Annotated in this window: 24 protein-coding genes; 13 read left to right on the top strand and 11 right to left on the bottom strand. The window is 67.0% G+C overall.

Annotation, left to right across the window (positions count from 1 at the left end; translation table 11 throughout):
• Window position 1 precedes the first annotated feature (1 nt).
• Window positions 2-694: an SRPBCC domain-containing protein gene (locus ACIQCM_RS13465; protein WP_400606742.1), complete on the bottom strand. Its 693-nt coding sequence runs from the start codon at window positions 692-694 to the stop codon at window positions 2-4.
• A complete protein-coding gene (locus ACIQCM_RS13460; RefSeq protein ID WP_400606740.1) occupies window positions 687-1310 on the bottom strand; it encodes a helix-turn-helix domain-containing protein in 624 nt (207 codons plus the stop codon). The genes ACIQCM_RS13465 and ACIQCM_RS13460 overlap by 8 nt, the downstream gene beginning before the upstream one ends.
• 105 nt (window positions 1311-1415) lie before the next feature.
• Here ACIQCM_RS13460 and ACIQCM_RS13455 point away from each other — a divergent pair, with 105 nt between their 5' ends.
• A complete protein-coding gene (locus tag ACIQCM_RS13455; RefSeq protein ID WP_400606985.1) occupies window positions 1416-2384 on the top strand; it encodes an RluA family pseudouridine synthase in 969 nt (322 codons plus the stop codon).
• Between the two features lie 12 nt (window positions 2385-2396).
• The gene (locus tag ACIQCM_RS13450) at window positions 2397-3008 is read left to right on the top strand and encodes a DedA family protein (RefSeq protein WP_400606737.1); all 612 of its coding nucleotides are present in this window, start codon (window positions 2397-2399) and stop codon (window positions 3006-3008) included.
• A 19-nt stretch (window positions 3009-3027) separates the two neighbouring features.
• Here the strand turns inward: ACIQCM_RS13450 and ACIQCM_RS13445 are convergent, their stop codons facing one another.
• Window positions 3028-3333 (bottom strand): hypothetical protein, encoded by a 306-nt coding sequence (locus tag ACIQCM_RS13445; RefSeq protein ID WP_400606734.1) that lies wholly within the window; start codon window positions 3331-3333, stop codon window positions 3028-3030.
• 283 nt (window positions 3334-3616) lie between these two features.
• Between ACIQCM_RS13445 and ACIQCM_RS13440 the strand changes: the two genes are divergently transcribed.
• Window positions 3617-4060, top strand: coding sequence for a hypothetical protein (locus tag ACIQCM_RS13440; protein WP_400606732.1), 444 nt, complete (start codon window positions 3617-3619; stop codon window positions 4058-4060).
• Between the two features lie 193 nt (window positions 4061-4253).
• Here the strand turns inward: ACIQCM_RS13440 and ppc are convergent, their stop codons facing one another.
• Window positions 4254-7076: a phosphoenolpyruvate carboxylase gene (gene ppc / locus ACIQCM_RS13435; protein ID WP_400606730.1), complete on the bottom strand. Its 2823-nt coding sequence runs from the start codon at window positions 7074-7076 to the stop codon at window positions 4254-4256.
• Between the two features lie 160 nt (window positions 7077-7236).
• Window positions 7237-7926, bottom strand: coding sequence for an NADPH-dependent F420 reductase (locus ACIQCM_RS13430; RefSeq protein WP_400606728.1), 690 nt, complete (start codon window positions 7924-7926; stop codon window positions 7237-7239).
• A gap of 130 nt (window positions 7927-8056) precedes the next feature.
• On the opposite strand from ACIQCM_RS13430, the gene ACIQCM_RS13425 reads away from it, so the two are divergent.
• Both ACIQCM_RS13425 and ACIQCM_RS13420 read left to right on the top strand, forming a co-directional pair.
• Window positions 8057-8683, top strand: coding sequence for a TetR/AcrR family transcriptional regulator (locus ACIQCM_RS13425; RefSeq protein ID WP_400606726.1), 627 nt, complete (start codon window positions 8057-8059; stop codon window positions 8681-8683).
• On the top strand, window positions 8680-9516 hold the full coding sequence (locus tag ACIQCM_RS13420) for a DUF1684 domain-containing protein (protein WP_400606724.1): 837 nt from the start codon (window positions 8680-8682) through the stop codon (window positions 9514-9516). Before ACIQCM_RS13425 ends, ACIQCM_RS13420 begins: the two co-directional genes overlap by 4 nt.
• A 22-nt stretch (window positions 9517-9538) precedes the next feature.
• On the opposite strand, the gene ACIQCM_RS13415 is transcribed toward ACIQCM_RS13420, so the two are convergent.
• Together ACIQCM_RS13415 and ACIQCM_RS13410 are read right to left on the bottom strand one after the other, a co-directional pair.
• Complete coding sequence (locus ACIQCM_RS13415; RefSeq protein WP_400606722.1) at window positions 9539-10744, bottom strand: acyl-CoA dehydrogenase family protein; 1206 nt, start codon at window positions 10742-10744, stop codon at window positions 9539-9541.
• On the bottom strand, window positions 10741-11532 hold the full coding sequence (locus ACIQCM_RS13410; RefSeq protein WP_400606719.1) for a 3-hydroxyacyl-CoA dehydrogenase: 792 nt from the start codon (window positions 11530-11532) through the stop codon (window positions 10741-10743). The genes ACIQCM_RS13415 and ACIQCM_RS13410 overlap by 4 nt, the downstream gene beginning before the upstream one ends.
• A gap of 124 nt (window positions 11533-11656) precedes the next feature.
• On the opposite strand from ACIQCM_RS13410, the gene ACIQCM_RS13405 reads away from it, so the two are divergent.
• Window positions 11657-12976: a glycoside hydrolase family 76 protein gene (locus ACIQCM_RS13405; protein WP_400606717.1), complete on the top strand. Its 1320-nt coding sequence runs from the start codon at window positions 11657-11659 to the stop codon at window positions 12974-12976.
• A gap of 34 nt (window positions 12977-13010) precedes the next feature.
• Here the strand turns inward: ACIQCM_RS13405 and ACIQCM_RS13400 are convergent, their stop codons facing one another.
• Window positions 13011-13604 (bottom strand): YdeI family protein, encoded by a 594-nt coding sequence (locus ACIQCM_RS13400; protein WP_400606715.1) that lies wholly within the window; start codon window positions 13602-13604, stop codon window positions 13011-13013.
• 83 nt (window positions 13605-13687) lie between these two features.
• Between ACIQCM_RS13400 and ACIQCM_RS13395 the strand changes: the two genes are divergently transcribed.
• From ACIQCM_RS13395 to tgt, 5 genes are all read left to right on the top strand, one after another.
• On the top strand, window positions 13688-14413 hold the full coding sequence (locus ACIQCM_RS13395; RefSeq protein ID WP_400606713.1) for a VOC family protein: 726 nt from the start codon (window positions 13688-13690) through the stop codon (window positions 14411-14413).
• A 9-nt stretch (window positions 14414-14422) separates the two neighbouring features.
• Window positions 14423-14962: an NUDIX hydrolase family protein gene (locus ACIQCM_RS13390; RefSeq protein WP_400606711.1), complete on the top strand. Its 540-nt coding sequence runs from the start codon at window positions 14423-14425 to the stop codon at window positions 14960-14962.
• An 87-nt stretch (window positions 14963-15049) separates the two neighbouring features.
• Window positions 15050-16123 (top strand): DUF6707 family protein, encoded by a 1074-nt coding sequence (locus ACIQCM_RS13385; RefSeq protein WP_400606709.1) that lies wholly within the window; start codon window positions 15050-15052, stop codon window positions 16121-16123.
• Between the two features lie 48 nt (window positions 16124-16171).
• On the top strand, window positions 16172-16915 hold the full coding sequence (locus ACIQCM_RS13380) for an SRPBCC domain-containing protein (protein WP_400606707.1): 744 nt from the start codon (window positions 16172-16174) through the stop codon (window positions 16913-16915).
• A 28-nt stretch (window positions 16916-16943) separates the two neighbouring features.
• Window positions 16944-18230 carry a tRNA guanosine(34) transglycosylase Tgt gene (gene tgt, locus ACIQCM_RS13375; RefSeq protein WP_400606705.1) on the top strand — a complete coding sequence of 429 codons (1287 nt, stop codon included), beginning with the start codon at window positions 16944-16946 and terminating at the stop codon, window positions 18228-18230.
• 150 nt (window positions 18231-18380) lie between these two features.
• Here the strand turns inward: tgt and ACIQCM_RS13370 are convergent, their stop codons facing one another.
• A complete protein-coding gene (locus ACIQCM_RS13370; protein WP_400606703.1) occupies window positions 18381-19868 on the bottom strand; it encodes a helix-turn-helix domain-containing protein in 1488 nt (495 codons plus the stop codon).
• Between the two features lie 176 nt (window positions 19869-20044).
• On the opposite strand from ACIQCM_RS13370, the gene aceA reads away from it, so the two are divergent.
• Both aceA and aceB read left to right on the top strand, forming a co-directional pair.
• A complete protein-coding gene (aceA, locus tag ACIQCM_RS13365) occupies window positions 20045-21361 on the top strand; it encodes an isocitrate lyase (protein ID WP_377216637.1) in 1317 nt (438 codons plus the stop codon).
• A 244-nt stretch (window positions 21362-21605) separates the two neighbouring features.
• Window positions 21606-23258, top strand: a complete 1653-nt coding sequence (gene aceB / locus ACIQCM_RS13360) for a malate synthase A (RefSeq protein WP_400606701.1) — start codon at window positions 21606-21608, stop codon at window positions 23256-23258.
• A 311-nt stretch (window positions 23259-23569) separates the two neighbouring features.
• Here the strand turns inward: aceB and ACIQCM_RS13355 are convergent, their stop codons facing one another.
• A complete protein-coding gene (locus ACIQCM_RS13355; RefSeq protein WP_400606699.1) occupies window positions 23570-24763 on the bottom strand; it encodes a CynX/NimT family MFS transporter in 1194 nt (397 codons plus the stop codon).
• Between the two features lie 158 nt (window positions 24764-24921).
• Complete coding sequence (locus ACIQCM_RS13350; protein WP_400606697.1) at window positions 24922-25665, bottom strand: ThuA domain-containing protein; 744 nt, start codon at window positions 25663-25665, stop codon at window positions 24922-24924.

The raw sequence follows: 25665 nt of genomic DNA, 5'->3' as shown, positions 1-25665 counted from the left end.
ATTAAGCGTAGACCTGCTCCAGGAACTGGCCCCATGCCTTGGCCGTGGTGTCCGGGTCACCGGAACCGCTGAAGTCGTGCACGGTCATTCCCACCGGGGCGCCCCACGCGCTGCGTCCGAAGAAGCGGTACATGGCGTCCTTGGTGCGGAGGCCCAGAAAGTGCTGGTTGGAGAAGTCCACCTCCGCCGAAAGCCGGCCCACGCCGTCCACCTCCACCTCCACCGTTGAGCCCTGCTGCGCCGACCCAAGGCCCAGCGCCCCGCGGAGCCGCTCGAAACCGTCCGGCGCCTGGGACGCGGCGGGAGCCTGGATGTCCGTGAAAACCACGGGCCGGCCGTCGAAATGCGCCAGGTACTGCCCCAGCGTGTGGAGGTAGAACGCGGTGTGGCGCGAGGCGCCGTCGTACTGTTCATCCCAGTTGTCCGCGAAGATGCCGCTATGGACGTAGTGCAGGCGGGCGCGGCCGCCGTCAAGCGGCTCGAGCACGTGCTCCAACTGGTTGAACCAGCCGTCCGGGCCCTCCATCCGGGAGACCAGATGGGTGGGATGCTCCTGGACTGTCTTCACGTCCGGCCACTGATCGGTGGGGAACATCCAGGCCGGGGTTCCGTTGGTTACAGCCTCCCACACCCGTTCCGGGGTGGCGGGAAGTTCGGTGTCCTGGACGATCTCGAAGCCGCGGTTGTCAGTCATTGTCCTGTTCCTTGCCTGTTTCGTGGTCGGTTGACTTGAGCGCGGGGTGCAGCGCGACCACCAGCCGGTGCCGCCTCCCTTTGGGTGTGTTGGGTCCGCCGGCGTGGTACTTGTCCACCAGCTGCGTGACCGCCACGCCAAGCTCCTCGGCGAAGGCGGCCCGGTCGGCGGCCGTGCGGAAGGTGATTTCGCCGTCGATCGCGAATGTCGCCAGCTTCTGCCTGGCTGCGGCCGCTCCGGCGATCAGCTTGCCTACTTCCTGCACCATCCGCCCGGCGAGTGCCAGCAGCCAGAAGGCGGAGAAGCGGTCCGAAAAGCGGTGCGGGTCCGGCGAGACCTCGGCCAGCGCCTGGGGCGAGATCAGGTATGACGCAGCAGTCGCCTGCAGCACCCGCTCCGTGACGTTGCCCTTGCGCCGCTCTTCCACCAGCTCCACCAGGCCATGCCGTTCCAGGGCTCTGAGGTGGTAGTTGACCTTCTGCCGGGGCAGTCCGGTCCTTACCGCGAGCTGCGTGGCCGAGCCCGGCTCGCCCAGTTCGTGCAGGATCCTGGTCCGGATGGGGTCCAGCGAGACCTCCGCGGCGGCGGGGTCTTCGATCACTGCGATGTCCAACATGGCTTAAGCATGCCGACCGACAACTTTTATTGTCAATAACTTTTTTATGATCGGCCGGGTCACCCTGAAGCCCACCAGACTCCCGCCCGGTAGACTGGGCCGGTGATGCAGTCCCCCCTTCCCGTGCGCGACGGCGTCAACGCCACACGCCTGCGCCTTCCGGAGGACGGGCCGTGGGACACCGCCATGGACTACATGATGCACCGGTGGGGGCACATCGATCCGCGAGGCATCGAGGACCGGTTCGATGCCGGCGAGATTGTTGGCGAGGGCGGCGTCCCGCTGGACCGGACCACCAGGCTCCAGGACCACACCTTCATCTGGTACTACCGCACGCTGCCGCCGGAAACCCGGATTCCCGTGGAGATCCACATCCTGCACCAGGACGACCACCTCCTCGTCGCGGACAAGCCGCACTTCCTTCCCACCACACCCGGCGGTACGTACATCCAGGAGTCGGCGCTGGTGCGGCTGCGGAACCAGCTTGATCTGCCGGATCTTATCCCCATGCACCGGCTGGACCGGATGACCGCCGGCGTCCTTCTCTTCTCCACCAACCCGAGGACGCGCGGCAAGTACCAGGTGCTCTTCGAGAAGCGGCAGGTGCAGAAGGAATACGAGTGCGTGTCCGCCGCCATACCCGCGCCCGCGTACCCCGCCGTCGACTTTCCAGTGGTGGTCCGCAACCGCATGACCAAGTCCCGCAGCTACCTCCTGGCCGAGGTGGTTGACGGCGAGCCCAATGCGGAGACCAGGATCGAGCAGCTTGAAACGTTCGACGCCGGCGCCCCGGCGGGTGCTCCGGGCACCACGGGCGGCGGCCGCCTCGCCAGGTACCGGCTGGAGCCGCACACCGGCAAAACCCACCAACTCCGGGTGCATATGGCATCGCTGGGGCTGGGCATCGTGAACGACGCGTTCTACCCGGACCTGCTGGACAAGGCCCCGGACGACTACTCCAAACCGCTCCAGCTCTTGGCGCGCGGCATCCGTTTCGTGGACCCGATCTCGGGCCGGCCCGTGGAGTACCGGAGCCGGCTGGAACTGAGCGAAGCAGCCCGGGCCGGCGCCTGATAGCTTGTCCGCATGGACTTCGGCAGCGCGGACAGCTGGGGCGCGGCGATCTATTTCTGGATCATCCCCGTTGTGCTCGGTGATGCCATTTTCCCGCCAGTCCCGTCCGAGATGGTGGTCATCACCGGCGGCGCGCTCTCCGCGGATGGCCGGGCCAACGTTTTCCTGGTGCTCCTGCTTGCCGCGCTGGCATCCTGGGTCGGCGACATGGTGGTGTTCCAGCTCTTCCGCCGCCGCCTCAGCCATGTCCTGGACCGCTGGCGCTGGGGCCGCCGGGTCCACCGCGGCATCCGCGAAGCCATCGCGAAAGCCGGCCGCACGTCCACCTACGGCACCATCATCGGGGCGCGGTTCATCCCCGGCGGCCGGCTGGCCACCTCAGCGGCGGCCGGTATCGCCAGCGTTTCAGTTCGCGGTTTCAGCCTCTGCGCCGGGCTTGGAGCAGTGCTGTGGGCCTGCTGGCTGGTGGGACTCGGCTACTTCACGGGATCGGCCACCGGGCTGCCGTTTTGGGCGAGTTCGCTCATCGGCGTCGCGCTGGGGCTCGTGGTGGGCGCGGCGGTCGGAGTCATCGCGACCAGGCGGCGCGGCAACCGTTCCCCCGTGGATGAACCGCCCGCCTGACCTCACACTGCGCCTGACCTCACACCGGCAGCCAGCGGCCCCGGCTGCGGCGGAGCACGGTGAGCGAGCCGGTCAAGGCAACACGTTCGACGGCGTCGCGCATCATGGCGCCCGACTCCACCGCCTGGCGGTTCTCACCGCTGTACCCGGTCGCCTCCACGAGGAACCGCAGGTTCAGCTGCGGCACGCCTCCGGCGATCTGGAGCTGGTGGGCTTCCACGTGATGGCGGGTTCCGAGCGCTTCGACGGCGGCGTCCATGACGGCCTCGGGCGGATTGCCGGGCCGCAAGCCGGTGATCTTCAGGCGGGCTTGGAACGAAGGCATGCCCTCCACCCTAGCCCGCCCAAACCCTCTCCCACTTAATACCCAAGATCCCCCAACCCTCTCTCACCTAATGCCCTTAACTCCCAAACGCTCTCCCACTTAATGCACTAGGTTCCCAAACGCTCTCTCAAATAAGTGCACAGGGCATGGTTTTACCGGGAGCACGGGTCTAGAATATGGCCGCGGTCTCATCGTTTCTACCCACTTTCAAGAAAGAAGAACGAACATGAGACGGACGCTAATTCGCCTGTTGGCTGCATTATCTGCAGGTCTGCTGGTATCAATGCTCACCATCAGCGGCGCGTCAGCCGCAGGCCAGAAGGACCTTGCACAGGTTCGGCAGGCTACCGCCCAGTACCACGATGTCAACGTCGCCATTGCAGCAGGCTACGTACCCGTAGGTGACTGTGTTCCAGGTATGGGTTACCACTACGTTAATTTCCAGCAGTTCGGCCAGTTGAACCCGCTGGTGCCGGATGCCTTCACGTATGCGGTTGACGAGGCAGGAGAACTCCGGCTGGTCGCTGCGGAATGGTTCAAGGTGGATGCGGACCAGGACCTGGCTACCGACAATGACCGGCCAAGTATGTTCGGGACGGCGTTCGATGGTCCCATGCCAGGACATGCTCCCGGCATGCCTATTCACTACGACCTCCACGCTTACCTGTGGCAGGGGAATCCTGACGGAGTCCTGGCGACTTTTAATTGGAACGTCGCTTGCCCCTAGCAGCCTAAGCCGGGCCCCGGGTGCTTAGCCGAGAGGCTGCGCCAAGACGCTCTCTCATTTGTTGCCCAAAATCCCCAAACCCTCTCTCACCTCCCGGGCGATAGCGCGGAGGGGTGAGAGAGGGTTTGGGTAAAACCGGCATTAGGTGAGAGAGCGTCACAGGAAGAGCGACGTTAAGTGAGAGAGCGTCGGGTTAGCCGGTGTTGCGCAGGCCGGCTGCCACCCCGTTCACGGTGATCAGCATGGCCCGCTGCAGGCGCTCATCAATCTCGCCGGCGCTGACGGTTCCCGCGGCTTCGGCATCATTCGCCCGGACGCGGCGGAGCAGTTCAACCTGCAGGTAGCTGATCGGGTCCAGGTACTGGTCGCGGATTTCGAGGGAACGCTTGAGGGTGGGCTGCGCGTCCAGGAGCAGGTTTTCGCCGGTGAGCTTCTGGATCTCGCTGACCGTGAGCTCGTACTCCTCGCGGATGGTGCGGAAGAGGTGGTGCAGTTCTTCCGGGACCAGGGTGGCCACGTAGTAACCGGCGATGTCCATGTCCGTCTTGGCCAGGGTCATCTCCACATTAGAGAGCACCGAGCGGAAGAAGTGCCAGTTCTCCATCATCTCAGCCAGTTGCCCGGAGTTCCCGGCCTCGCGTGCGGCCTTGAGCCCCGACCCCACACCGAACCATCCCGGCACGATCTGCCGGGACTGAGTCCAGCCGAAGACCCACGGAATGGCCCGCAGCCCGCCCAGCCCGGCACCGGAGTCGGGTCGCTTGGATGGCCGTGAGCCGATGTTCAGCGAACCCAGCTGCTCAACAGGGGTGGACGCCAGGAAGTAGGCAGGCAGGTCCGGGTGGTCGATCAGCTGGCGGTAGCGGTCGAACGCGGCATCGGAGATGACCTCCATGACGTGCCCGTAGCGTTCGCGCTGGTCCTCCGAGGTGCGCGGGTCCCGGTGCAGGGCAGACCCCTGCAGGACTGCGGCCAAGGAAAGTTCCAGGTTTTCGCGGGCCAGCTCCGGCAGGGAGTACTTGTCCGAGATGACCTCGCCCTGTTCGGTGAACTTGATTTCGCCCTCAAGGACGCCGTTGGGCTGGGCCATGATGGCGTCGTACGTGGGGCCGCCGCCGCGGCCCACGGAACCGCCGCGGCCGTGGAAGAGGCGAACCCGCACGCCATGCTTGGCGGCCACGTCCCGCAGCTTACGCTGGGTCTTGTGGATCTCCCACTGGCTGGTCATCACCCCGGACTCCTTGTTGGAATCCGAGTACCCCAGCATGATTTCCTGGATGTCCCCGCGCAGCCGGACGAGGTCGCGGTAGGACGGGTCGGACAGCAGCTGGTCGATGATTTCGGCGGAAGCGCGCAGTTCCTCAACGGTTTCCAGCAGCGGCGCGAAGCCGATCTTGGCGTACGGCTTCTCACCGAACAAATTGACCAGGCCTGCCTCGCGCGCCAGGACGGCTGCGGCCAGGACGTCGTCCGCACCGCGGGTCATCGAGATGATGTAGGTCTCTATGACATCGGGGCCGTAGGCGCGCAGGGCGCGACGGATCTCGCGGAAGACGTCGTACGTGCCGTCGGCGGCGCCGTCGAGCTTGATCGGGTGGCCGGAGAGGGGACGGCGGGAGGCGAGCTCGGAGCCGAGCACCTCGAAACGCTCCTCCCGGCTCAGCTCGGCGTAGCGCAGGCCGGGGCCGCCGAGGCGGTCCATCAGCTGCCCAACGGCGTCGTGGTGGTGGTCCGCGTGTTCGCGGATGTCCAGCGTGGCCAGGTGCAGGCCGAAGGAGGCGATGGCGCGGCGGGCGCGGGCCAGGGCACCGTCCGCCGCGAGGGTGGCCGAGTGGTTGCGGAGGGACAGTTCCAGCAGGTCGAGATCGGCCAGGAGCTCGTCCGTGCCACTGTAGTCCCGGCCGTGCTGGTGGTTGGAGTCTGCAGCCACCCGTTTGCCGGTGTTGATCAGCTTGGCTTTGATACAGGTGAGCTTCAGCCGGTAGGGCTCCTGCGCGTTGAGCTCAAGAACGCGCTTGTCCAGGCCCGGCAGCTTCTTCAGGTCCTCCTCGATCGAGTCCAGGAGCTGCTGGTCTGCGCCGGCCAGGGCCGTGGAGTTGGACAGGATGGAGATCAGTTCATCGATCATGCCGATGCTGATCCGCACCGCGTTCTGGTTTTGGATCTGCAGGATTTCCCGGGTGACCGCCGCGGTGACATTCGGGTTGCCGTCGCGGTCCCCGCCGATCCAGGACCCGAACCGGATGGGCGCGTCATGGGAGGGCATGCTGACGCCGTGTTCGCCCAGGAGCCCGGAGAAGTCCGTCAGGATCTCCGGCATGGTGTCGGTGAGGATGCCGCTGAGGTAGTAGATGGCGTTGCGGGCCTCGTCCACGGGCGTGGGGCGGACCTGCCGGAGTTCGTCCGTCTGCCACATTTGGTCGATGATCTCGGCCAGCTGGCGGTCCTGGCGGCGGCGGGCCGTGGTTCCCTCGGCCGTGGGCTGCGCCAGAACATCCGAGAGCTTGCGAATCTTGTCCAGCACCGAGCGTCGGGACGCCTCGGTAGGGTGGGCGGTGAAGATGGGGCGGACGTCCAGCCCGTCCACCACTTCCTGGAGCACTCCGGCGCCGGCCTTGTCCGCGATGTCCGCCACGGCCTTGGCAAGCCAGCCGTCCTTTTCGGCGCGGGTGCGCAGCCCGCGCACCCGGTGGACCTGCTCGGCAGCGTTGGCGAGGTGGAAGTAGAAGGCAAAAGCGCGCACCAGGTCGGTCGCCTGCTCGATCGGCAGGGAACCGAGGAGCTCGCGGACCTGGGCAACGACGTCGTGCGCGCTCCACGGGCCCGTGGCGTCCGCACCCCCACGCGCCGCTTCCTTGGACTCCTTGGTGAGGAGCCGCACCTGCTCCACCAGGTCCAGGAGCTCGGGGCCGTGCTGCCGGACCAGGGATTCGCCGAGCAGCGTGGAAACCCGCCGGACGTCAGCCCGGAGCTCGGAAGCGAGATCGGATTCGGAATTCATTGCAGTGTGAGCCATGGAAACTAATCTTTCGAGGGTTCGGGACTTGGCTCGTACACTGCGCTGGATACTGTGAGCCGCGTTACTAGCTAAAGATGCTACCCGCAGGCCGGCGCCGCGTGGGAATCCATCTCAGATAATGTCATCGGCCCCGGTAACGTGCGTCAACCGTCCTCGCCTAACCGGCCGCGCGCGCCACCTTGAAATTGAAGTCGGCGTGGCCCAGCGCACCCCACAGCCGAAGCCACAGGGGAAGCACCATTTCGGTGCCGCGGGCGGTGGTGATGTCACCCAGGTCGATGATGTCCCGGTGGCCGAACTCGCCCAGGAGACCGCGCACCACGCCCTTGGCGTCATCGTCATTTCCCGAGAGGAACACGGAATGGTCACCTCCGGCTACGCTTCCAGGGTCCACCATGATGGCGGCGTTCATGGTGTTGAGCGTCTTCACCACGCGCGCGTCAGGGAAGGCGCGCTGGAGCTGTTCACCCAGGCTGTCCGTGTTGACCGGGTTCAGCGACGGCGGGAATCCCGCCGAGAAGTCGAGCGGGTTGGCGATGTCGACGACGATCCTGCCGGCCAGGTTGCGCGCTCCCGCGGCCTCCAGGGCGGCCAGGGAACCGCTGCCGTTGGTCGCATTAACGATGAGGTCGCTGCCCTCTGCCGCTTCGGCGTAGCCGGCCACCGGAATCTCCCGGTGTTCCGCATGCCACTCGGCGAAGGGTGTACCGCCCATGGGTCCCGCTGCGGTCCGGGCCAGCGTGGCCTCGGGGTCCCGCGTTCCCACCGTGACGTCATGGCCGTTGGCCGAGAGTGCCCCGGCTACGGCCGTTCCCACCATGCCGGTTCCAAAAACCGCAATCTTCATGTCCCGCCCTCTTTCCGTTCATTGCCTCGGCAGACAGACTTGTCTGCCCTGCTCGCCGTGACGCTATCAGACAGACCTGTCTACTGCAAGGAACACGCCCAAGACAGACCGGTCTGTGTACGATGGACTCATGACGCCGACACCGGCCCCGGGCACCAGGACACCCGCCGGGCAGGCAAGGGAAAAAATCCTTACCACCGCTTTTCGGCTCTTCTATGCCCACGGACTGCGGGCCGCGGGAATCGATACAATCATCGCCGAATCCGGGGTGGCCAAAGCCACGTTCTACAAATACTTCCCGGCCAAGGATGACCTGATCCTCGCCTACCTGGAGAAAGTGGACGCCGTCTGGACCGGGCAATTGAAGGCTGCCGCGGAAGCCGCCGGACCGGAGCCCGCGGGCCAGCTGGTGGGACTCTTTGACGCCCTCGGCACCGCCTGCCGCCGCGACGGGTACCGTGGCTGCGCCTTTATCAACGCGGCCGCCGAGTCCGCCGCCGGAACCAGGGTGCACCAGCGGACCGTGGCCCACAAACAGCAGATCCTACATTGGCTGGAGACCCTGGCGGACCAGGCTGGAGCCGGCGATCCGGCCCGTCTGGCCCGCAGCCTTTCGCTGCTGCTCGACGGCGGCCTGGCCGGCGGCGCGCTGGACGCGGACCCCGCCGCGGCAGACGCCGCCCGCTCAGCCGCGGCTGAGCTGGTGGCCGCCGCCATAGGAAGAGCCCCCGTCCGCACTTCCCGGGAGGAACCATGACCTGGGCCCCGGACGCCGGATTCGAGCGCTGGCAGCGTTTCCGCGCCAACCGCAACAGCGCCCTCGCAGCCCGCCACGGCTGGCTCAGCCTCACCTCGTTCGCCTGGCTCGCGGACTCTCCTGCCGCCGTCGAGGGTGTCCCGGGGCTCTGGTCCACGGACGGCACGACGGCGGCGCTTACCGCAGTGCCAGCCGACGGGCTTTCGCTGGTGGAGACAGGCGGGCCGGTGGACGGAACCGTCACGGCGGCGCTTGCCGACGGGGAATCGCTGATGTGGGTCCGGTTCGGAGGGCCGAACGGGGACCGGGTGATGGTGGAGCTCGCCATGCGCGGTGGCCGGTACGCCCTTCGGACCAGGGATTCCGCCTCGCCGGTGCTGACCGCGTTCGCCGGCGTTCCCACTTTCCCGTACGACCCGGCCTGGGAGGTCACTGGCCGCTTCGAGCCCTACCCTGAACCGGTGGCCGTGCCTATAGGCACCGCCAATCCGCTGGTTGACGGCGTGCACCGGACGGTGGGCGCAGTTCTGTTCCGGTTGCCCGGCAGCAGCCATGAATTCCGACTGCAGGCGGAAGAGGAAAAGCTGGGTGCCCTCACCGTGACCTTCCACGACGAGACCAACGGCGACACGACCGACGACTGGCGCAAGCTGTCCATGCCACGGCCCCGCCCCAATCCGAACGGGACGTTCAGCGTGGTCCTGGACTTCAACCGGGCCATCAACTACCCAAGCGCCTTCACGCCTTACGGCACGTGCCCCATGCCGGTGCGGAACAACAGCCTGGACGCGCGCGTGGAGGCCGGGGAGAAGCGGCCGTTCCCGGAGGAATGAAGCCACCCCTCCCCCGGGCCGCCTACACGATCGCGGACATTCCCGTGACGGACCGCCCCACGATCAGGCTGTTGATCTCGTACGAGCCCTCGTAGGTGTAGATGGCCTCGGCGTCGGCGAAAATCTTGGCCATGCGGTAGTCGGTGACGATTCCATTGCCGCCGAGGATGGACCGGCCGAGCGCCACGGTTTCGCGCATGCGGGCGCTGATGAAGGACTTGGCCAGGGCAACCTGCGCCATGTCCGCGGCGCCTTCGTCCTGCAGCCGGGCCAGCCCGGCCATCATCCCCATGCTGGCCACGGCATTGCCCAGCATGGTCACCAGCTGCTGCTGGATGAGCTGGAATTTGGCGAGCGGGCGGCCGAACTGATGGCGCTCCACGGCATATTGGCGGGCAACGTCGAAGGCGGCGAGCTGTTGGCCCACCGCCTGCCAGGCCACCATGATCCGGGAGCCGCGCAGGAGTTCGTTGGTGTCCTCGAAGCTGCTGATGGCTGCGAACCGGTCTGCTTCCGCCACCCGGACGTCCTGGAACGCGATGTCGGCGTTCTGTACCGTCCGCAGGGCGATCTTGTTTTCAATCCGGCTCCGGGTCACGCCGGGCAGGGTCGCGTCCACGATGAATCCGCGGACGGCGCCGTCCGCCTCGTCCTTCGCCCACACCAGCATGTAGTCGCAGAATGTCCCGTTGCCGATCCATCGCTTGGCACCGTTGAGCACCCAGGCATCCCCGCCGTCGTCGGGCTTTCCCGTGGTGGAAGAAATGCGACGGGCGCGGGTCTCCATGCCGCCGGCCACGTCCGAGCCATGGTCGGGTTCAGTCAGCGCGAAGGCGCCCGTGATCCGCAGGTTTGCCGCGTCCGAGAGGAGCCGCCCGCGCTGGTCCGGGGTGCCGAACGCGTAGAGGGACTCGACGAAGAGGTCATGGTGGACCATGAAAAACGTGGCGATCGACGTGTCCACGCGGGTCATTTCCGCAATGACCAGACCGGCGAAGAGGTTGCTGTACCCGCGCTGGGCCGGCGTGCTCAGCTCCAGGGCGGCGAGCTTGGGCAGGATATGCGCGGGAAATTCGGCCTTGTTCCACCAATCCCCCGCATACGGCGCGATTTCCACTGCGAGGAAGGCGCGCAGCTCGGCGAGCTTGTCCCGTTCGCCCTGGCTGAGCAGGGACTCGTAGGCGAAGAAGTCCGCTTCCGGCAGGACCGCCGTGGCCGCGGGACTCACTTGGGTCCCATCCGGATGGCGCCGTCGAGGCGGATGGTTTCGCCGTTGAGCATGGCGTTGTCCACAATGTGCGCCACCAGGCTGGCGTACTCGGCGGGCCGGCCCAGCCGCGACGGGTGCGGCACCTGCGCCCCCAGGGAATCCTGCGCCTCCTGCGGCAGCCCGGCCATCATTGGGGTCTCGAAAATGCCCGGCGCGATGGTGACAACGCGGACCAGCGAGCGCGCCAGTTCGCGGGCGATGGGCAGCGTCATCGCGGCTACGGCACCCTTGGAGGCCGCGTACGCGGACTGCCCGATCTGCCCGTCAAACGCCGCCACGGAGGCCGTGTTGATGATGACGCCGCGTTCCGGACCGCCGAGTTCGGTGGCGGCAGGTTCGGTGGTGACCATCGCCGCCGCGGCCAGCCGCAGCACGTTGAACGTCCCGATCAGGTTCACCTGGACCACGCGGCTGAAGGAGTCCAGCGGCAGCACGCCGTCGCGCCCCAGCACTTTCCCCGGCGTGGCGATGCCGGCGCAGTTCACCACCACGCGGAGCGGGCCCAGGCCCATGGCGGTGTCGACGGCGGCCTGCACCTGCGCCTCGTTGGTCACGTCCGCGGGGACAAAGACGGCGCGCCGGCCATCCCCGGCAGCGTTCAGTTCCGCGGCAAAAGCCTCCCCGGCCGACGACGGGAGGTCCACGAGCACCACGGAGGCGCCGTCGTCGAACATCCTCCGGGCCGTGGCGGCACCCAGCCCCGAGGCGCCTCCGGTAATCAGCGCAACGCTGCCTGCAACGTCCATACATCCTCCTTGATGCGGTCCCCGGCCGCCGCGCGGACAGGAATGTTAGTTAGTGAATGTTAACTGAAATGCGCCGCGGCTGCACCCTTTTGGCCCTTCGGCGGGCTTGGCTAGGGTGGAACGCATGACGCTTCCGGATGCAGCCCGCCCGCAGTGGCACGACCGCGCCAACCATGCCGCCCGCTCCGTCACCGCGCTTTTCGGCAGGAAGCTGCTGCTGCTTCCGGGAACGCACCTGGGCGCCGTTTCCTGGTCCGGGCGCTCCCCGTCAGGACGCTCGGGGTCCGGGCGGGCCGCGGGGTGGCTGGAGGGGCTCATCCAGGGAAATGCCATCCGGGCGCTGTTCCAGCCGTGGCACTACTGGTGGCAGGCTCATTACGTGGACTGCCTGGTGGACACCGGCCGGCGGGAACTCGGCGGCGGCGCCACGCCTGCGGCCCGGTTCAACGGTCCGGACCGGCCCAGCGCCGGGCGGCTTGCCTCGCGGCTGGTGACCGGCATCCGGCTCCGCAACGCCTTCACCTTCGTCAACAACTACTACGACGACATGGCCTGGCTGGCCCTTGCCACCGAACGGCTGGACCGGCTGGCCGGGGAAACCCGCAGGCCGGGCCGCCGGCGCAACGCAGCGGTGCGGAAGTCGCTGGCGCTGCAGTTCGATTCCGCCGCCACCACGGACCTGGGCGGCGGCGTCTTCTGGAGCAAGGCGCGGGACTTCAAAAACACGCCCGCCACTGCGCCCATTGCACTCTTCTACGCCCGGACCGACCGGCAGGCCAAAGCCCAGGCGCTGCTGGACTGGCTGGACGCGACGCTCTTCGACGCCGATCGCGGCCTCTACCTGGACGGCGTCCGGCTGAACCCCGCCGGCGAAGTGGTCCTGGAACGCACCGTGTACACGTACAACCAGGGGCCGGTGCTGGGGGCACTCCTTGAGCTTGGCGGCGAGGAAAACCTGGCCCGCGTGGCTGCCGTGGTGGCTGCGGTTGACCGGCACCTGACCGTAGCCACCCCTGCAGCGCCCGGCTCCCCCGAGTCCGCTGAGTCCCCGGAGTCCGCTGAGTCCGCTGAGCCCCGCAGGATCCTGCGCTGTGATGGAAACGGCGACGGCGGTCTGTTCACCGGGATCCTCTGCCGCTACCTGGCACTGGCCGCTACAGAGCAGAAGCTGCCCGAGGCTACGCGGGAAACGGCCGCCCGCCTGGTGCTGGACACCGCCGAGGCTTTTTGGGCGGGCCGGCGCCCGCTGGCCCCGGAGGAGTCGGCGGGCCTGTCACCCGCAGGCCGTAACGCTTCGATCTTCTCCCTGCAGGCCGCACGGCGGGCGGGGGAAACGTATCCGCCGGGGGCCGCCGTCGAACTTTCCACCCAGCTGCAGGCATGGATGGCGCTGGAGGCGGCCGCGGCCATCGCAGACCGACGGGATGCAGCCGCCGCGGCCTGACCGGGCCGGGCGCCGTGTTCGCAGGACCGGGTACTCAGGCGGGCTTCCTCTTCTGCGGGTACGGCGTCTCCCCGCGCGCCAGCATCTCTACAAAAGCGGCAATCCTGCGTTCCCGCGTTGCCGCCTGCTTCACCGAGTCCGTCCGGTAGATCAGCGCGAACCGATTCACCGATGTCAGGACATCGAACATCGCCTGCGCTTCCGGAACGGCGGCGATCGCTGCGGCGAGGTCGTCCGGGACTACCGCCGCCGCCTGCCCGGCATACGCCGCCTCCCACCGCCCGTCAGCCTGCGCACTTTCGACGGCGGCGCGGCCCGCGTCGTCCATCCGGCCAGCGGCTTCGAGCCGTCCCGCGCGCCTCACGTTCCTGGCTGACCACGGGCTCTTGGGGGCGCGGCGCGTCATCCGCTGGAGGTAGCTCCCGGCATCGCGCTTCCTGACCTGGCCGTCAATCCATCCAAAGCACAGCGCCTCGTCCAGCGCCGCATCGTAATCCAGCCGGGTGACGTTCCCGCCCTTCTTATGGAGAACCAGCCACACGCCCGGACTGTCCCGGTGATTCGTTTCCAGCCAGGCCCGCCACGCAGCGGCATCTGCCACCAGCAGCTCCTCAAGTTCAATGGCCATGGCCCTATTTTGCACGGTGCCGGAGACTTCGGGAGGTGGCATGATGGCGGTATCTTCGCTGTTCCGGATTCGAGGAGTACCCCATGCTGCGTGTCCGACCCATTCATTCCACCTCCAGCGCCCGGAGCTGGGAACGGCTCCTGACCGCACTCGGGATGACCGGCGGAGAGGACGACGGCGGCCGCCGGGTCTTCACCGCCGGCTCCGGCAGGCTGGTGCTGCGGCAGGTCGCGGCCGGGTCCGCCGAGGACGGCACCACCGCATTCTCCGTGGAGGTGGGCGACCCGGCAGAGTTTGCCCGCCGCACCAACCTCGCCGCCCAGGCGGGCACCACGCGGACAGACATCGCACAGGCGGACGGTGACTCGTGCCGGATTACCGCGCCGGACGGCTTGAGTTTCACGGCGGAAAAAGCACCCCGCACCGTCCCGCTGGACGGCACCGACCCGGCGCTCGCCGTCGTCGGCGTCTGGTTCACGCCGGATCCAAGCACGGCAGCCGCCACCCTGCTGCATATCGGCGCCCGCCCGCGCCCGGTCCCGGACAACGACGAAACCGCAGACTTCACCGCCAAGAACGGCGGCGTCCTCCTGGTCCGCCCGGCGTCCGGCCATCCCCGCGGCGGCTTGGGATTCGAGTACGACGGCGGCCTGGAACCCCTGCGGGAACGGCTCGTCACCGCGGGGTTCAGTCCCACCGTCACCGAGGAGGCGTTCGGCAGCACCCTTCACGTGGCCAGCCCCGACGCCGGTGGCTCGGCCCATGCACCGGAGACGGTATGGATCTCGCTGCGTCACGCCATGGGGTAGAACTTAACCATGAACCTGCGCACCCCTGACCCGAATCCCGGCTGGCTCTCAGAAGAGGACCTTTTTGAGGCCCGCGGCCGGCTGCCCATGGTGTATGTGGAGGCCGTTCCGGTCAGGCTGGATCCGCTCGGGTTTGTCAACGAAGTGGGCACGCTGCTGCAGGCCGACGAGGACGGGACCATGATCCGGTCCCTGGTGTCCGGCCGTGTCATCTATCGGGAAACCATCCGGGCGGCACTGCTCCGCCACATGGAAAAGGACCTGGGCCCGCTGGCCTTTCCGCAGCTTCCCATCAGCCCGGTGCCGTTCACCGTGGCTGAATACTTTCCCGCGCCCTCGCAGACCGGTTTCACGGACGACCGGCAACACGCCGTTTCCCTGGCCTACATCATCCCCGTCACCGGCGAATGCGAGCCCCGCCAGGACGCGCTGGAACTGACCTGGATGACCCCGGAGGAAGTACTCAGCCCCGGCGTTCAAATGGAATTCAGCGGTGGCCGGGGTGGGCTGATCCGGCAGGCCCTGGCGTTCGCCGGCGTGGGTTTCTAGGCCACTGGGCGGAGCCGCGCGTCCCCACGTCCGGGCCGCCGTCTTTGTAGACTGTAGGGCGGACCGCAAGAGAACGTAAGGACTCCCATGACCGAATCACCAGCCGCCAGGCGCCGCAGTGAACAGCAGGCAGGGGCCCTGGCCGCCGGCAGCACCATCGTCCTGCCGGACGGTGAACGGACGGCGGAAATCCACCGCGTCGACCTGGAACCCGATGACTTTGGCGCGCCCGCACTCGTGCTCGCCAGCCTGGCCGGCGGCGGCACCCTGCGCATCGCCGTTGGCACCGCCGTAACGGTGCTGGAGCGGGATAACGACGTCGTCACGCGGCTTCCGTTCGCCGGCACGGCCGGCGCAGTGGCCGGGGAACCGGCCGGAACCCGGGGCTCCACGGAGACGGACGCCGGGGAAGCCGGCGCGGACACCCCGGCGGGGCCCGGGCTCGAGCAGTCCGGCGCCACGGCGGCCCCCGGCGCGGAGGCTCCCGCCGTCGTCGTACCCCCGCTGCCCCCGGCGCCGCCGGCACTGCCCGGACCGAGCGAGGAGGACCTGGCGCTGATCCCGGTGCCGCAGGGCACGCCCGAATCCGTGGTGGAGGCCGCTGCCGAGGCGCACCCGGATTCCGAGGGCGTCCTGCTGCTGGCGGACCGGCTGGCCAAGGGCGTGAACGTGAAGTCGGGAAGCTGCCTAAAGGACCTCAGCGACCTGGCGCACGAACTGTTCATCACGCTCAAGGATCCCGAGTCGGCCCTGTCGGTTGCGGACCTGATCACCGTGCTGCCGTACGACGGGAACCCCGGGCGGTGGTCCTCGGTGGAGGCCGCGCTGGCGCTGGCCAGCTACATCTGCCGCCAGGAGGGGCAGGACGAGCGCGCCGCGGTGTATGAGAAGCTGCTGCGCACGCCGGAAAACCAGGAAACTGACCCGTTCAAGGCACGGATGGCGGCCAAGGTGCGGCAGCGGTCGCTGAACGAGCCAAACCTGTACGACAAGGAAATCTTCCGCTCCATCGACAACTCCAACCACGATGCCGAGCGCGAGTGGCGGCTGCTGCGGCTCGAATCGCTGCTGTTCCTGCGGGCGCACGGCGGATCGGAGACCATCGGGGCTTCGGAGCTGGAACGCCGGATCGGCAACGAGCTGGACGCGGTCCGCGCCTGAGCAAATCGCCCCTACCCGCGGCCCGGCGGGAGTTGTACATTCGGGGCTATGACGAACAATCTGAGCGTACTGATCAACGCTGACGCGCCGCAGGTCTGGACCATGCTGCGTGAACCGTCAAAAGTAGCCCAATGGCACGGCTGGCAGGCCGAAAACCTGGATGCCGAGATCAGGGAGATCTACTTTTCCGGCGACGTGGAGGAATCCGCGGACCATACCAGCCTGACCGTCCACGGCGGGGATACGTTCGAGCTGCACCCCGCTCCGGGCGGCACCCGGGTCAGCGTGACCCGCGGGGCGCTGGACCACAACTCCGAATGGGCTGCCTGGGACGAGGACATCACGCAGGGCTGGCTCATGTTCCTGCAGCAGCTGCGGTTCGCGCTGGAACGGCATCCGCACGGCAAACGCCACACGTTGACGCTGCAGCTGCCCGGCGGGGATTCCGGGTCCGGTTCCGGTGCCGGGGCCATCCAGAAGCTTGGCCTGACGGATCTCCCGGCTCCCGGCGAGGACTATCGGCTCACCCTGGGCACGGGTGAGGAGATTTCCGGCAAGGTATGGTTCCGGACCGGCCACCAGGTGGGGCTTACCGTGCACGACTATGCCGGGCACGGCGAAGGGCTGCTGATCGTGGCTGATCATCCGGAGATCAAGGACGTGCAGCCCGACAACGGATCCATTGTGGTGGCGTCCACGTACGACCTGGGCGCAGCCAGGCTGGACTCGATCCGATCTTCATGGGACTCATGGCGTGCCGAGAACTACCCGTCCTCCGGGCCCGTGAGCTGACTGCCGATTTTGCTGGCACACTGGTACGGTGCCAGCCAACCCCGCCCCGTCCGTCCCTGCTGTCCAGTCACAGTTTTCGTTTGAGGTGGGCACCCGCCTGACTGAATCGTGCCCGCCGTCGTCCGCCCGGCTCGAACGCAACGGCGGCGAATTCCTGGGCCGCACCGGCACCATCACCACCCCGCACGGCGAGATCCAGACGCCGGCGTTCATCGCCGTCGGAACCAAAGCCACGGTCAAGGCGGTGCTGCCCGAAGCGGTAGCGGACCTCGGGGCGCAGGCTGTGCTTGCCAACGCCTACCACCTGTACCTGCAGCCCGGTGCCGAAATCCTGGACGAGGCCGGCGGCCTGGGCGCGTTCATGAACTGGCCAGGCCCCACCTTCACTGACTCGGGCGGGTTCCAGGTGATGAGCCTCGGCTCGGGGTTCAAGAAGGTCATCGACATGAAGTCCGTGGACGCCTCCGGGCCCGACGACGCCGTGGCGCCCGGCAAGGAACGGCTGGCCCATATCGACGACGACGGGGTCTGGTTCAAATCCCACCTGAACGGGGACCGGCACCGCTTTTCCCCCGAAATCTCCATGCAGGTCCAGCACAAGATCGGCGCGGATATCATGTTCGCGTTCGATGAGCTCACCACGCTGCAGAACTCGCGAGGCTACCAGGAGGAGTCCCTGGAACGGACCCGGCTGTGGGCTGAGCGGTGCATCAATGAGCACTTCCGCCTGACCGCTGAGCGCGCCGGCAGGCCATACCAGGCGCTGTTCGGCGTCATCCAAGGCGCGCAGTACGAGGACCTGCGCCGGAAGGCCTGCCGGGACCTTGGCGCCATGCCGTTCGACGGGTTCGGGATCGGCGGCGCCCTGGAGAAGGAGAACCTCGGCACGATTGTCCGCTGGTGCAACGAGGAACTGCCCGAGGACAAGCCGCGCCACCTGCTGGGCATCTCCGAGCCGGACGACATCTTCACCGCCATCGAAAACGGTGCCGACACCTTCGACTGCGTCTCCCCCACCAGGGTTGCCCGCAATTCCGCGTTCTACACCCCCTACGGGCGGTTCAACCTTTCCGGCGCCAAGTACAAAAGGGACTTCGGTCCCCTGCAGGACGGCTGCGACTGCTATGCGTGTACCCATTACTCCCGGGCGTACATCCACCACCTGTTCAAAGCCAAGGAGATGCTGTCCGCCACCCTGATCTCGATTCACAACGAGCGCTTCGTGGTGAAGATGGTGGATGACGCCCGGCTGGCCATCGAGTCCGGCACCTTCTTCGACTTCAAAGCCGAGACGCTGGGGCGGTACTACAGGTAGGTTTCCCTGCGACCTGCGGCACTGAGCCCCCCCCCCCCCCGCACGCTCTCTCACTTACCGCAGGAAAAACCCGCACGCTCTCTCACTTTCCGCAACGAGGTGAGAGAGCGTCCTAAAACAACCCGCATTAAGTGAGAGAGCGTCCTGGGGTCAGGTGCCGGAGTGTGCCTGAAGGAACGTGTACACCTCGGTTTCGTCCACACCCGGGAAAGCGCCCGGCGGCATCGCGGCCAGGAGGTGCGAGTGCGCCCGCGCCGACGGCCAGGCGTTGCCGGCCCACTCGGACGTCAGGGCCTCCGGCGGCCGCTTGCAGCAGGTGGGGTCCGGGCAATTGGAGGTGGCGCGCGCCGTCGTCTCCCGTCCGCGGAACCACTTAACGTGCTGGTAAGGCACCCCTATGCTCAGCGAAAACTGTCCGGTGGCGGAGCGCTCGGTGCGGGCAGTGCACCAATAGGTTCCGGAAGGAGTATCCGTGTACTGGCTGTAGGCGCTGAACTTGTCCGGTACGTCGAACACGGCCCGCGACGTCCATGCCTTGCACGACGGTTGCCCCTCGATGGCCCCGGTGTGGTCCTGCGGGAAGTTCACGCCGTCGTTCTCATAGGCCTTGTAGATGATGCCGCTCTGGTGCGTCTTCTGGAAGTGCGTGGTGATGCCCAGATGCTTTGTGGCCAGGTTGGTGAACCGGTGGGCCGCGGTCTCGTAGGACACGGCGAACGCGTCCCGGATGTCCTCGACGGCGATTTCCTTGGCCGCCTTGGCCTTTTGCAAAAATTCCACCGTGGCCTGCTCGGGCAGGAGCAGAGCGGCAGCGAAGTAGTTGGTGGCCACGCGCTGGGCCAGGAAGTCGCCGTAGTTCTTGGGCGTTTCATGGCCCAGGACGTAATGGCCCAGGGCCTGGAGCAGCACCGAGCGGGGGTCGTGGTCCTGCCGCTGGCTCTGAGTCAGGTAAATTCTGCGGTTCTTCAAATCGGTCACTGAGCGGGTGGAGTGCGGCAGGTCGCCCACGTGGTGGAGGCTGAATCCGAGGTGCGCTGCGATGTCCGCGATGACGTGCTGGCTGAGCGGGCCGGTGGTGTATCCAACCTCCTTGAGAACCTTTTGCGCCTCGGCCTCGTACTCCGGAAAGTAGTTGCCCCGCTCACGCATCATGGCCCGGAGTTCGCCGTTGGCGCGGCGGGCCTCCTCCGGGGTGGCCACCTGCTCGTTCATCTTCCGTTCGAGTTCGTGGAGCAGGCCCACCTGCGCTTCCAGCACATCCAGCGGAAGCCGCGAGCTGACGCGGATTTTCGGCAGGTTCAACGACTCGTACAACGGTCCACGCTGGTACCGTTCCAGTTCGATTTCCAGGGCCGCCCGGCGGCTGGGCGGCTCGGCCCCGAGCAACTGGTCTATGCCCACATTGAGCGCGCCCGCGAGCTGCTGGAGGAGGCCCAGTTTGGGTTCGCGCTTGCCGTTCTCAATCAGGCTCAGCTGGCTGGGCGCGGTGCCGACGGCGGCGCTCAGGCCATCGAGGGTGAGCCCGGCCTGCTTGCGCAGGTGGCGAACGCGGCGGCCCAGCGAGATGACGTCCAGTTCCGGGGTGGCGGGGACGGACGACGGCTGTAAAACTTCCCGGTTCCAGCTTGAAGGCGACATTTCTGAAGAATACGCGAAGAAGTGCGTTTCTTTCCAGACTTTTAGTCTAGAAAGGGGCCTGAAAGTGCAGAAAAGTAGTTTCCACGGAAAGAAACACCGCACCGGATAAGCCGGCGGGAACCCCAATGACGCGGTTCCCACCCACCGACTCCGGAGCTCAATCAAGGAGATCAACGATGACTGCAGCATTTGAGCCCACCCAGCAGACGCCCGAAGAACAGGCCGCCGCCTTGGAGCTCGAGTGGGCCGCCAACCCCCGCTGGGAAGGTGTGACCCGTGACTACTCAGCCTCGGACGTCGTCCGCCTCCGCGGCCGCGTCTCCGAGGAACACACCCTGGCCCGCCGGGGGTCCGAGAAGCTCTGGAAGCAGCTCACCGAAGAGCACGCCACCGGAAAGTACACCAACGCCCTCGGCGCCCTGACCGGCAACCAGGCAGTCCAGCAGGTCAAGGCGGGCCTGCGCGCCATCTACCTCTCCGGCTGGCAGGTTGCCGCGGACGCCAACAACTCCGGCCACACCTACCCGGACCAGTCCCTGTACCCGGCGAACTCTGTTCCCACGGTTGTCCGGCGGATCAACAACGCCCTGCTTCGCGCAGACCAGATCGAGTACTCCGAAGGCGTCCAGACCGTTGAAGACTGGCTGGTCCCGATCGTCGCTGACGCCGAGGCCGGTTTCGGCGGCCCGCTGAACGCCTACGAGCTGATGAAGTCCATGATCCAGGCAGGCGCCTCCGGCGTGCACTGGGAAGACCAGCTCGCTTCCGAGAAGAAGTGCGGACACCTCGGCGGCAAGGTACTGATCCCCACCCAGCAGCACGTCCGTACCCTCAATGCAGCCCGCCTGGCCGCTGACGTCGCCGGGACGCCGTCGGTCATCATCGCCCGTACCGACGCCGAGGCAGCAACCCTCATCACCTCCGACGTCGACGAGCGCGACCGCGAGTTCATCACCGGCGAACGAACGGCCGAGGGTTTCTACAAGGTCCGCAACGGCATCGAACCCTGCATCGCCCGCGCCAAGGCTTACGCCCCCTACTCCGACCTCATCTGGATGGAAACGGGCACCCCGGACCTGGAGCTCGCCCGCAAGTTCGCCGAAGCCGTCAAATCCGAGTTCCCGGACCAGATGCTTTCCTACAACTGCTCGCCGTCCTTCAACTGGAAGAAGCACCTGGACGACGCCACCATCGCCAAGTTCCAGCGTGAGCTCGGCGCCATGGGCTTCACCTTCCAGTTCATCACCCTGGCCGGCTTCCACGCCCTGAACTACTCGATGTTCGACCTCGCCCACGGTTACGCCCGGGAAGGCATGAGCGCCTACGTCGAGCTGCAGGAAAAGGAATTCGCTTCCGAGTCACGCGGCTACACCGCAACCAAGCACCAGCGCGAAGTCGGCACCGGCTACTTCGATGACATCGCCACTGCGCTCAACCCGAACGCATCCACCCTGGCCCTGGTGGGATCCACCGAAGAAGGCCAGTTCCACTAAAACTTACCGTTCGACGGCGGCGCTTGCCTCCGGCCTTCGGACCGGTCACCCCCGCCTTCGGAGCGGCAATGCTCTGCCTGCTATCCCCATGCCCGCCCCAAGACCTCGTAGAACTCGGTCGGGGGCGGGCATAGGGCCCCTTTACGCAGGCTGCCGCATCACCGCTCCTTCGGCTTTGCGCGTTCCTCGCCCACCCAGCCGCCACCCGCCGTCGAACTTCCCTTTCGTCTTTAAGGAGACAGAAATGAACAGCTTCACCGATAGCTTCACGATCAATGGCATCACCCTGACCGCCCAGCCTGTGTGCCGGCAGGATGAGGTGCTGACTCCGGATGCACTGGCCTTCGTCGCGAAGCTTCACCGGGCCACTGCCGAGCGGCGGCAGGAGCTCCTGCAGGCGCGCCGGGCCCGGCGGGCCGGGATCGCTGCCGGCACGGACCCCCGCTTCCTCCGGGAGACCGAGCACATCCGCAACGATCCGTCCTGGCGCGTCGCTCCCCCGGCCCCGGGGCTGGAGGACCGCCGCGTGGAAATCACCGGCCCGGTGGACAAGAAGATGACCGTCAACGCCCTGAACTCCGGCGCCAAGGTCTGGCTCGCGGACATGGAGGACTCCCTGACGCCCACGTGGCGGAATGTCATCAAGGGCCAGCTGAACCTCACGGATGCCCTGGAGCGCCGGATCGACTTCACCACCGAGGAGGGCAAGGAGTACAGGCTGCGCCCGTCCGCTGAGCTGCCCACCATCGTGGTCCGGCCCCGCGGCTGGCACTTGCCGGAAAAGCACATGCTGATCGACGGCGCCCCCGTTGCCGGCGGCATCGTGGACTTCGGCCTCTACTTCTTCCACAACGCCCGCCGCCTGCTCGCCCAGGGCAAGGGCCCCTACTTCTACCTGCCCAAGATCGAAAACCACCTCGAGGCACGCCTGTGGAACGACATCTTCATCATCGCCCAGGACCTGCTGGGCATCCCGCAGGGGACCATCCGCGCCACGGTGCTGATCGAGACCATCACCGCAGCCTTCGAAATGGAGGAGATTTGCTACGAACTGCGCGACCACGCCGCCGGCCTGAACGCCGGCCGCTGGGACTACATCTTCTCCCTGATCAAGAACTTCCGTACCCGCGGCCCCCGGTTCGTCCTGCCGGACCGCGGCCAGGTGACCATGACCCAGCCATTCATGCGCGCCTACACCGAGCAGCTGGTCCGGGCCTGCCACAAGCGCGGGGCCATGGCCATCGGCGGCATGGCGGCCGCTGTCCCCAACCGCAAGGACCACGAAGCCAACGCCATCGCGTTCGAGAAGGTCCGTGCCGACAAGGCCCGCGAAGCCAGCGACGGCTTTGACGGCTCCTGGGTGGCGCACCCGGACCTGGTGCCGGTTGCCCGCGAGGTGTTCGACGCCGCGCTCGGCGGGCGGAGCAACCAGCTGGACCGGCTGCGCGAGGATGTCACCCCTGACGACCGGGCCCTCATCAACGTTGCCGCCACCACCGGCACCATCACCGAGCAGGGCATCCGGAACAACATCGAGGTGGGCATCCGCTACATCGAATCCTGGCTGCGCGGCAACGGCGCCGTTGCCATCCACAACCTCATGGAGGACGCCGCCACCGCCGAGATCTCACGGTCCCAGCTGTGGCAGTGGATGTACGCCTCAGCCATCACCGACCAGGGCGAAATCATCACGCACCACTGGGTGGAGGAGCTGCTGGACGAGGAATTCGCGCGGCTGGAACGCTTCGACGGCGACCGGTTCGAAGACGCCCGCGACATCTTCGAGGAAGTCACCATGGCCCGGGAGTTTCCGACCTTCCTCACCCTGCCCGCCTATGCCCGCTACCTCACCGAGGCCCGTGAAAGGGCCACACTGGAGGAGCTCGCCGCGGCCTGACCGGCAGGCTGCAGCACCCACTTCCGTCCGCCGGGCCGGCACGCCCTCCGCAACAGGCACCCCGAAATCCGGGGGCCGGACCGGCGACGGACCCACCAGATGGCCCACCCTTCAGGACGCTCTCTCACTTAATGCGGAAAAACCCGGAACGCTCTCTCACTTTCCAATAGAAAGTGAGAGAGCGTTGGCGTTTCAGCCGCGTTAAGTGAGAGAGCGTCCGGGGGTGGGTGGGCGGGATGGAACGTACGACGGCGGCAGTCCGGTTTGGCGTCTTTGGTCCCCTTGGGCGGCCCTTGGGTCAGCGGCCCGGCTTACCGGCCCTTGGGCACCCGCCGCACGGACAGGGTGGTGCTGGCGACGAAGGTGAGCACCGACCCAAGGATCAGCAGCATCGGAAGCGTCCAGGAGCCCGTCAGCCCGTGGACGTAGCCCAAAACCGGCGGGGCTGCGGCACCGATGGAGTAGCCCACGCCTTGCACCACCGCGGACATCCGCCCGGCAGAAGCCTGATCGCGGGCGATCTTGATGATGGCGATGAAGATGAGCGTGATGCCGCCGCCTTGTGCCACACCGCCTACGGAGGACCACAACCACCACCACTGCGGCGCCAGGAGCAGGCCCAGAGGGACGGTCAGCCACATTGCGCCCAGGGTGACGGCAACCGTCGTCGTACTCGCGAGCCGTGCCACCAGCGGCACCCCCAGCCCGCCCGCGATGGCCAGGATCTGGAACAGCGACGACCCCGCCCCGGCAGCCGAGGGTGCCATGCCGAGTTCATCCGAGAGGAACGTGGGCAGCCAGGCCGTGACCCCGTAGTAGGAGAATGCCTGCCCCGCAAAGCCTGCCGTCAGGCCCGCCGTGGTCCACCGCGCCCCGGCGACCGGTGGCAGCCGGGTGCCCGAACCGTCGTCGGGCGCTATCAGGAAGGCGCGCCGCGCACCTACGGCGAGCGTCCAAAAGACGATCGCCGCAACCGCCAGCAGCGCCACCGATGCCAGGGCCACCTGCCAGCCCGCGATGGCCGCGAGCGGAGCGGTGGTCATGGAGGTAAGGAACGAGCCGATATTCAGTGCGGCCGTGTAGATGCCCATCGCGGTTCCCTGGCGGGCGGGAGCGAAGTCGCGCCGGATGATCAGGGGAACCGCGATATTGCCGATGGTGATGGCCAGGCCGATCACCACGGTGCCAAGCATGACCATTGCCGGGCCTCCGGCGGAGCGCAGGAGCACTCCGGCCAGGACACCCAGGATGGTCAGCGTGACGGCGAACTCCGCGCCGAATCTGCGCGCCGCAAGGGAGGCAAGCGGCGCGGCGAGCGAAAAGCAGAGGACGGGGATGCTGGTAAGGACACCCAGCGTCGCCGGCGAGAACCCCAAGTCCGCCTGCATCATCCCCACCACGGGCGCGACGGCCACGAACGGACCGCGCAGGTTCAGCGCGAGCAGCCCGATGCAGGCCAGCAGGACCCAGCTGTTGGGGACCCGGGCGAGGAGCCGGCCGCTCATGGGCGGGGCCGGAGGTGCAGCATGTTCATCACCCCCATTGCTATCACGGCACGCCGTTGCCTCCCTCCCCCGCCTCCGGAGTTTTCGTCCAGTTACAGGACTCATGAACCGGTTTTAGGCCCTGTAAGTGACCAATAACTCGTTGGGGCGGTTCAGGATTACTGCATATACCACCCGCGTGCATGGTTGCTCACGGCCGGCTGCCCTCGGGAGATTTCCGGCTGGGCGGCCCAACGGACGGCGTTGGCCAGCACCTGCCGGATCTCCGCCTGGTGGTAGACCGGATAGTCCTGGTCCCCCGGACTGAAGTAGAAGATCCTGCCCTTGCCGCGGGTGAACGTGACGCCGGAGCGAAACACCTCCCCGCCTTCGAACGAGCTGATGAAAATGAGGTCGTCCGGGTCCGGAATGTCGAAAAGCTCGCCGTACATCTCCTGCTGGGGAATGACCAGCGGGCTCGGCACTCCCTGCGCAATGGGGTGGGACGGCTTGACGGTCCACACCAGCTCGCGTTCGCCCTCGTTGCGCCACTTGAGCGAGCAGGTGGTGCCGAGCAGCCGGGTGAAGATCCGGGCGAAGTGGCCCGAGTGCAGCACCAGCAGGCCCATACCGCCCAGGACGTGCCGCTGCACCCGGTCCACCACTTCGTCACTGACCTCGGCGTGGGCTTTGTGGCCCCACCAAAGGAGGACGTCCGTGGCCGCAAGCGCTTCCTCGGTGAGGCCGTGCTCCGGATCCGCCAGCGTGGCGGTGCTGATGTACGCCTCCGGCAGGTGCACGCGGAGCCCCTCGGCAATGGCGCCGTGGATGCCTTCCGGGTACATCTCCTTCATCGTGGCGGGCTCGTTGTTCGCCTCGTGGACGCCTTCGTTCCAGACCAGGATGCTCAGGTTTTCAGTCAT

Source organism: Pseudarthrobacter sp. NPDC092439 (assembly GCF_044754945.1).
GTDB lineage: Bacteria > Actinomycetota > Actinomycetes > Actinomycetales > Micrococcaceae > Arthrobacter.
The sequence above is the reverse complement of the archived record's forward strand: the minus strand, read 5'-3'. Positions and strand labels throughout refer to the sequence as shown.

Coding starts and splice junctions, on each gene's coding strand:
- ACIQCM_RS13465 (WP_400606742.1), bottom strand. CDS start 694: ATGACTGACAACCGCGGCTTCGAGATCGTCCAGGACACCGAACTTCCC.
- ACIQCM_RS13460 (WP_400606740.1), bottom strand. CDS start 1,310: ATGTTGGACATCGCAGTGATCGAAGACCCCGCCGCCGCGGAGGTCTCG.
- ACIQCM_RS13455 (WP_400606985.1), top strand. CDS start 1,416: ATGCAGTCCCCCCTTCCCGTGCGCGACGGCGTCAACGCCACACGCCTG.
- ACIQCM_RS13450 (WP_400606737.1), top strand. CDS start 2,397: ATGGACTTCGGCAGCGCGGACAGCTGGGGCGCGGCGATCTATTTCTGG.
- ACIQCM_RS13445 (WP_400606734.1), bottom strand. CDS start 3,333: ATGCCTTCGTTCCAAGCCCGCCTGAAGATCACCGGCTTGCGGCCCGGC.
- ACIQCM_RS13440 (WP_400606732.1), top strand. CDS start 3,617: ATGCTCACCATCAGCGGCGCGTCAGCCGCAGGCCAGAAGGACCTTGCA.
- ppc (WP_400606730.1), bottom strand. CDS start 7,076: ATGGCTCACACTGCAATGAATTCCGAATCCGATCTCGCTTCCGAGCTC.
- ACIQCM_RS13430 (WP_400606728.1), bottom strand. CDS start 7,926: ATGAAGATTGCGGTTTTTGGAACCGGCATGGTGGGAACGGCCGTAGCC.
- ACIQCM_RS13425 (WP_400606726.1), top strand. CDS start 8,057: ATGACGCCGACACCGGCCCCGGGCACCAGGACACCCGCCGGGCAGGCA.
- ACIQCM_RS13420 (WP_400606724.1), top strand. CDS start 8,680: ATGACCTGGGCCCCGGACGCCGGATTCGAGCGCTGGCAGCGTTTCCGC.
- ACIQCM_RS13410 (WP_400606719.1), bottom strand. CDS start 11,532: ATGGACGTTGCAGGCAGCGTTGCGCTGATTACCGGAGGCGCCTCGGGG.
- ACIQCM_RS13405 (WP_400606717.1), top strand. CDS start 11,657: ATGACGCTTCCGGATGCAGCCCGCCCGCAGTGGCACGACCGCGCCAAC.
- ACIQCM_RS13400 (WP_400606715.1), bottom strand. CDS start 13,604: ATGGCCATTGAACTTGAGGAGCTGCTGGTGGCAGATGCCGCTGCGTGG.
- ACIQCM_RS13395 (WP_400606713.1), top strand. CDS start 13,688: ATGCTGCGTGTCCGACCCATTCATTCCACCTCCAGCGCCCGGAGCTGG.
- ACIQCM_RS13390 (WP_400606711.1), top strand. CDS start 14,423: ATGAACCTGCGCACCCCTGACCCGAATCCCGGCTGGCTCTCAGAAGAG.
- ACIQCM_RS13385 (WP_400606709.1), top strand. CDS start 15,050: ATGACCGAATCACCAGCCGCCAGGCGCCGCAGTGAACAGCAGGCAGGG.
- ACIQCM_RS13380 (WP_400606707.1), top strand. CDS start 16,172: ATGACGAACAATCTGAGCGTACTGATCAACGCTGACGCGCCGCAGGTC.
- ACIQCM_RS13370 (WP_400606703.1), bottom strand. CDS start 19,868: ATGTCGCCTTCAAGCTGGAACCGGGAAGTTTTACAGCCGTCGTCCGTC.
- aceA (WP_377216637.1), top strand. CDS start 20,045: ATGACTGCAGCATTTGAGCCCACCCAGCAGACGCCCGAAGAACAGGCC.
- aceB (WP_400606701.1), top strand. CDS start 21,606: ATGAACAGCTTCACCGATAGCTTCACGATCAATGGCATCACCCTGACC.
- ACIQCM_RS13355 (WP_400606699.1), bottom strand. CDS start 24,763: ATGAGCGGCCGGCTCCTCGCCCGGGTCCCCAACAGCTGGGTCCTGCTG.
- ACIQCM_RS13350 (WP_400606697.1), bottom strand. CDS start 25,665: ATGACTGAAAACCTGAGCATCCTGGTCTGGAACGAAGGCGTCCACGAG.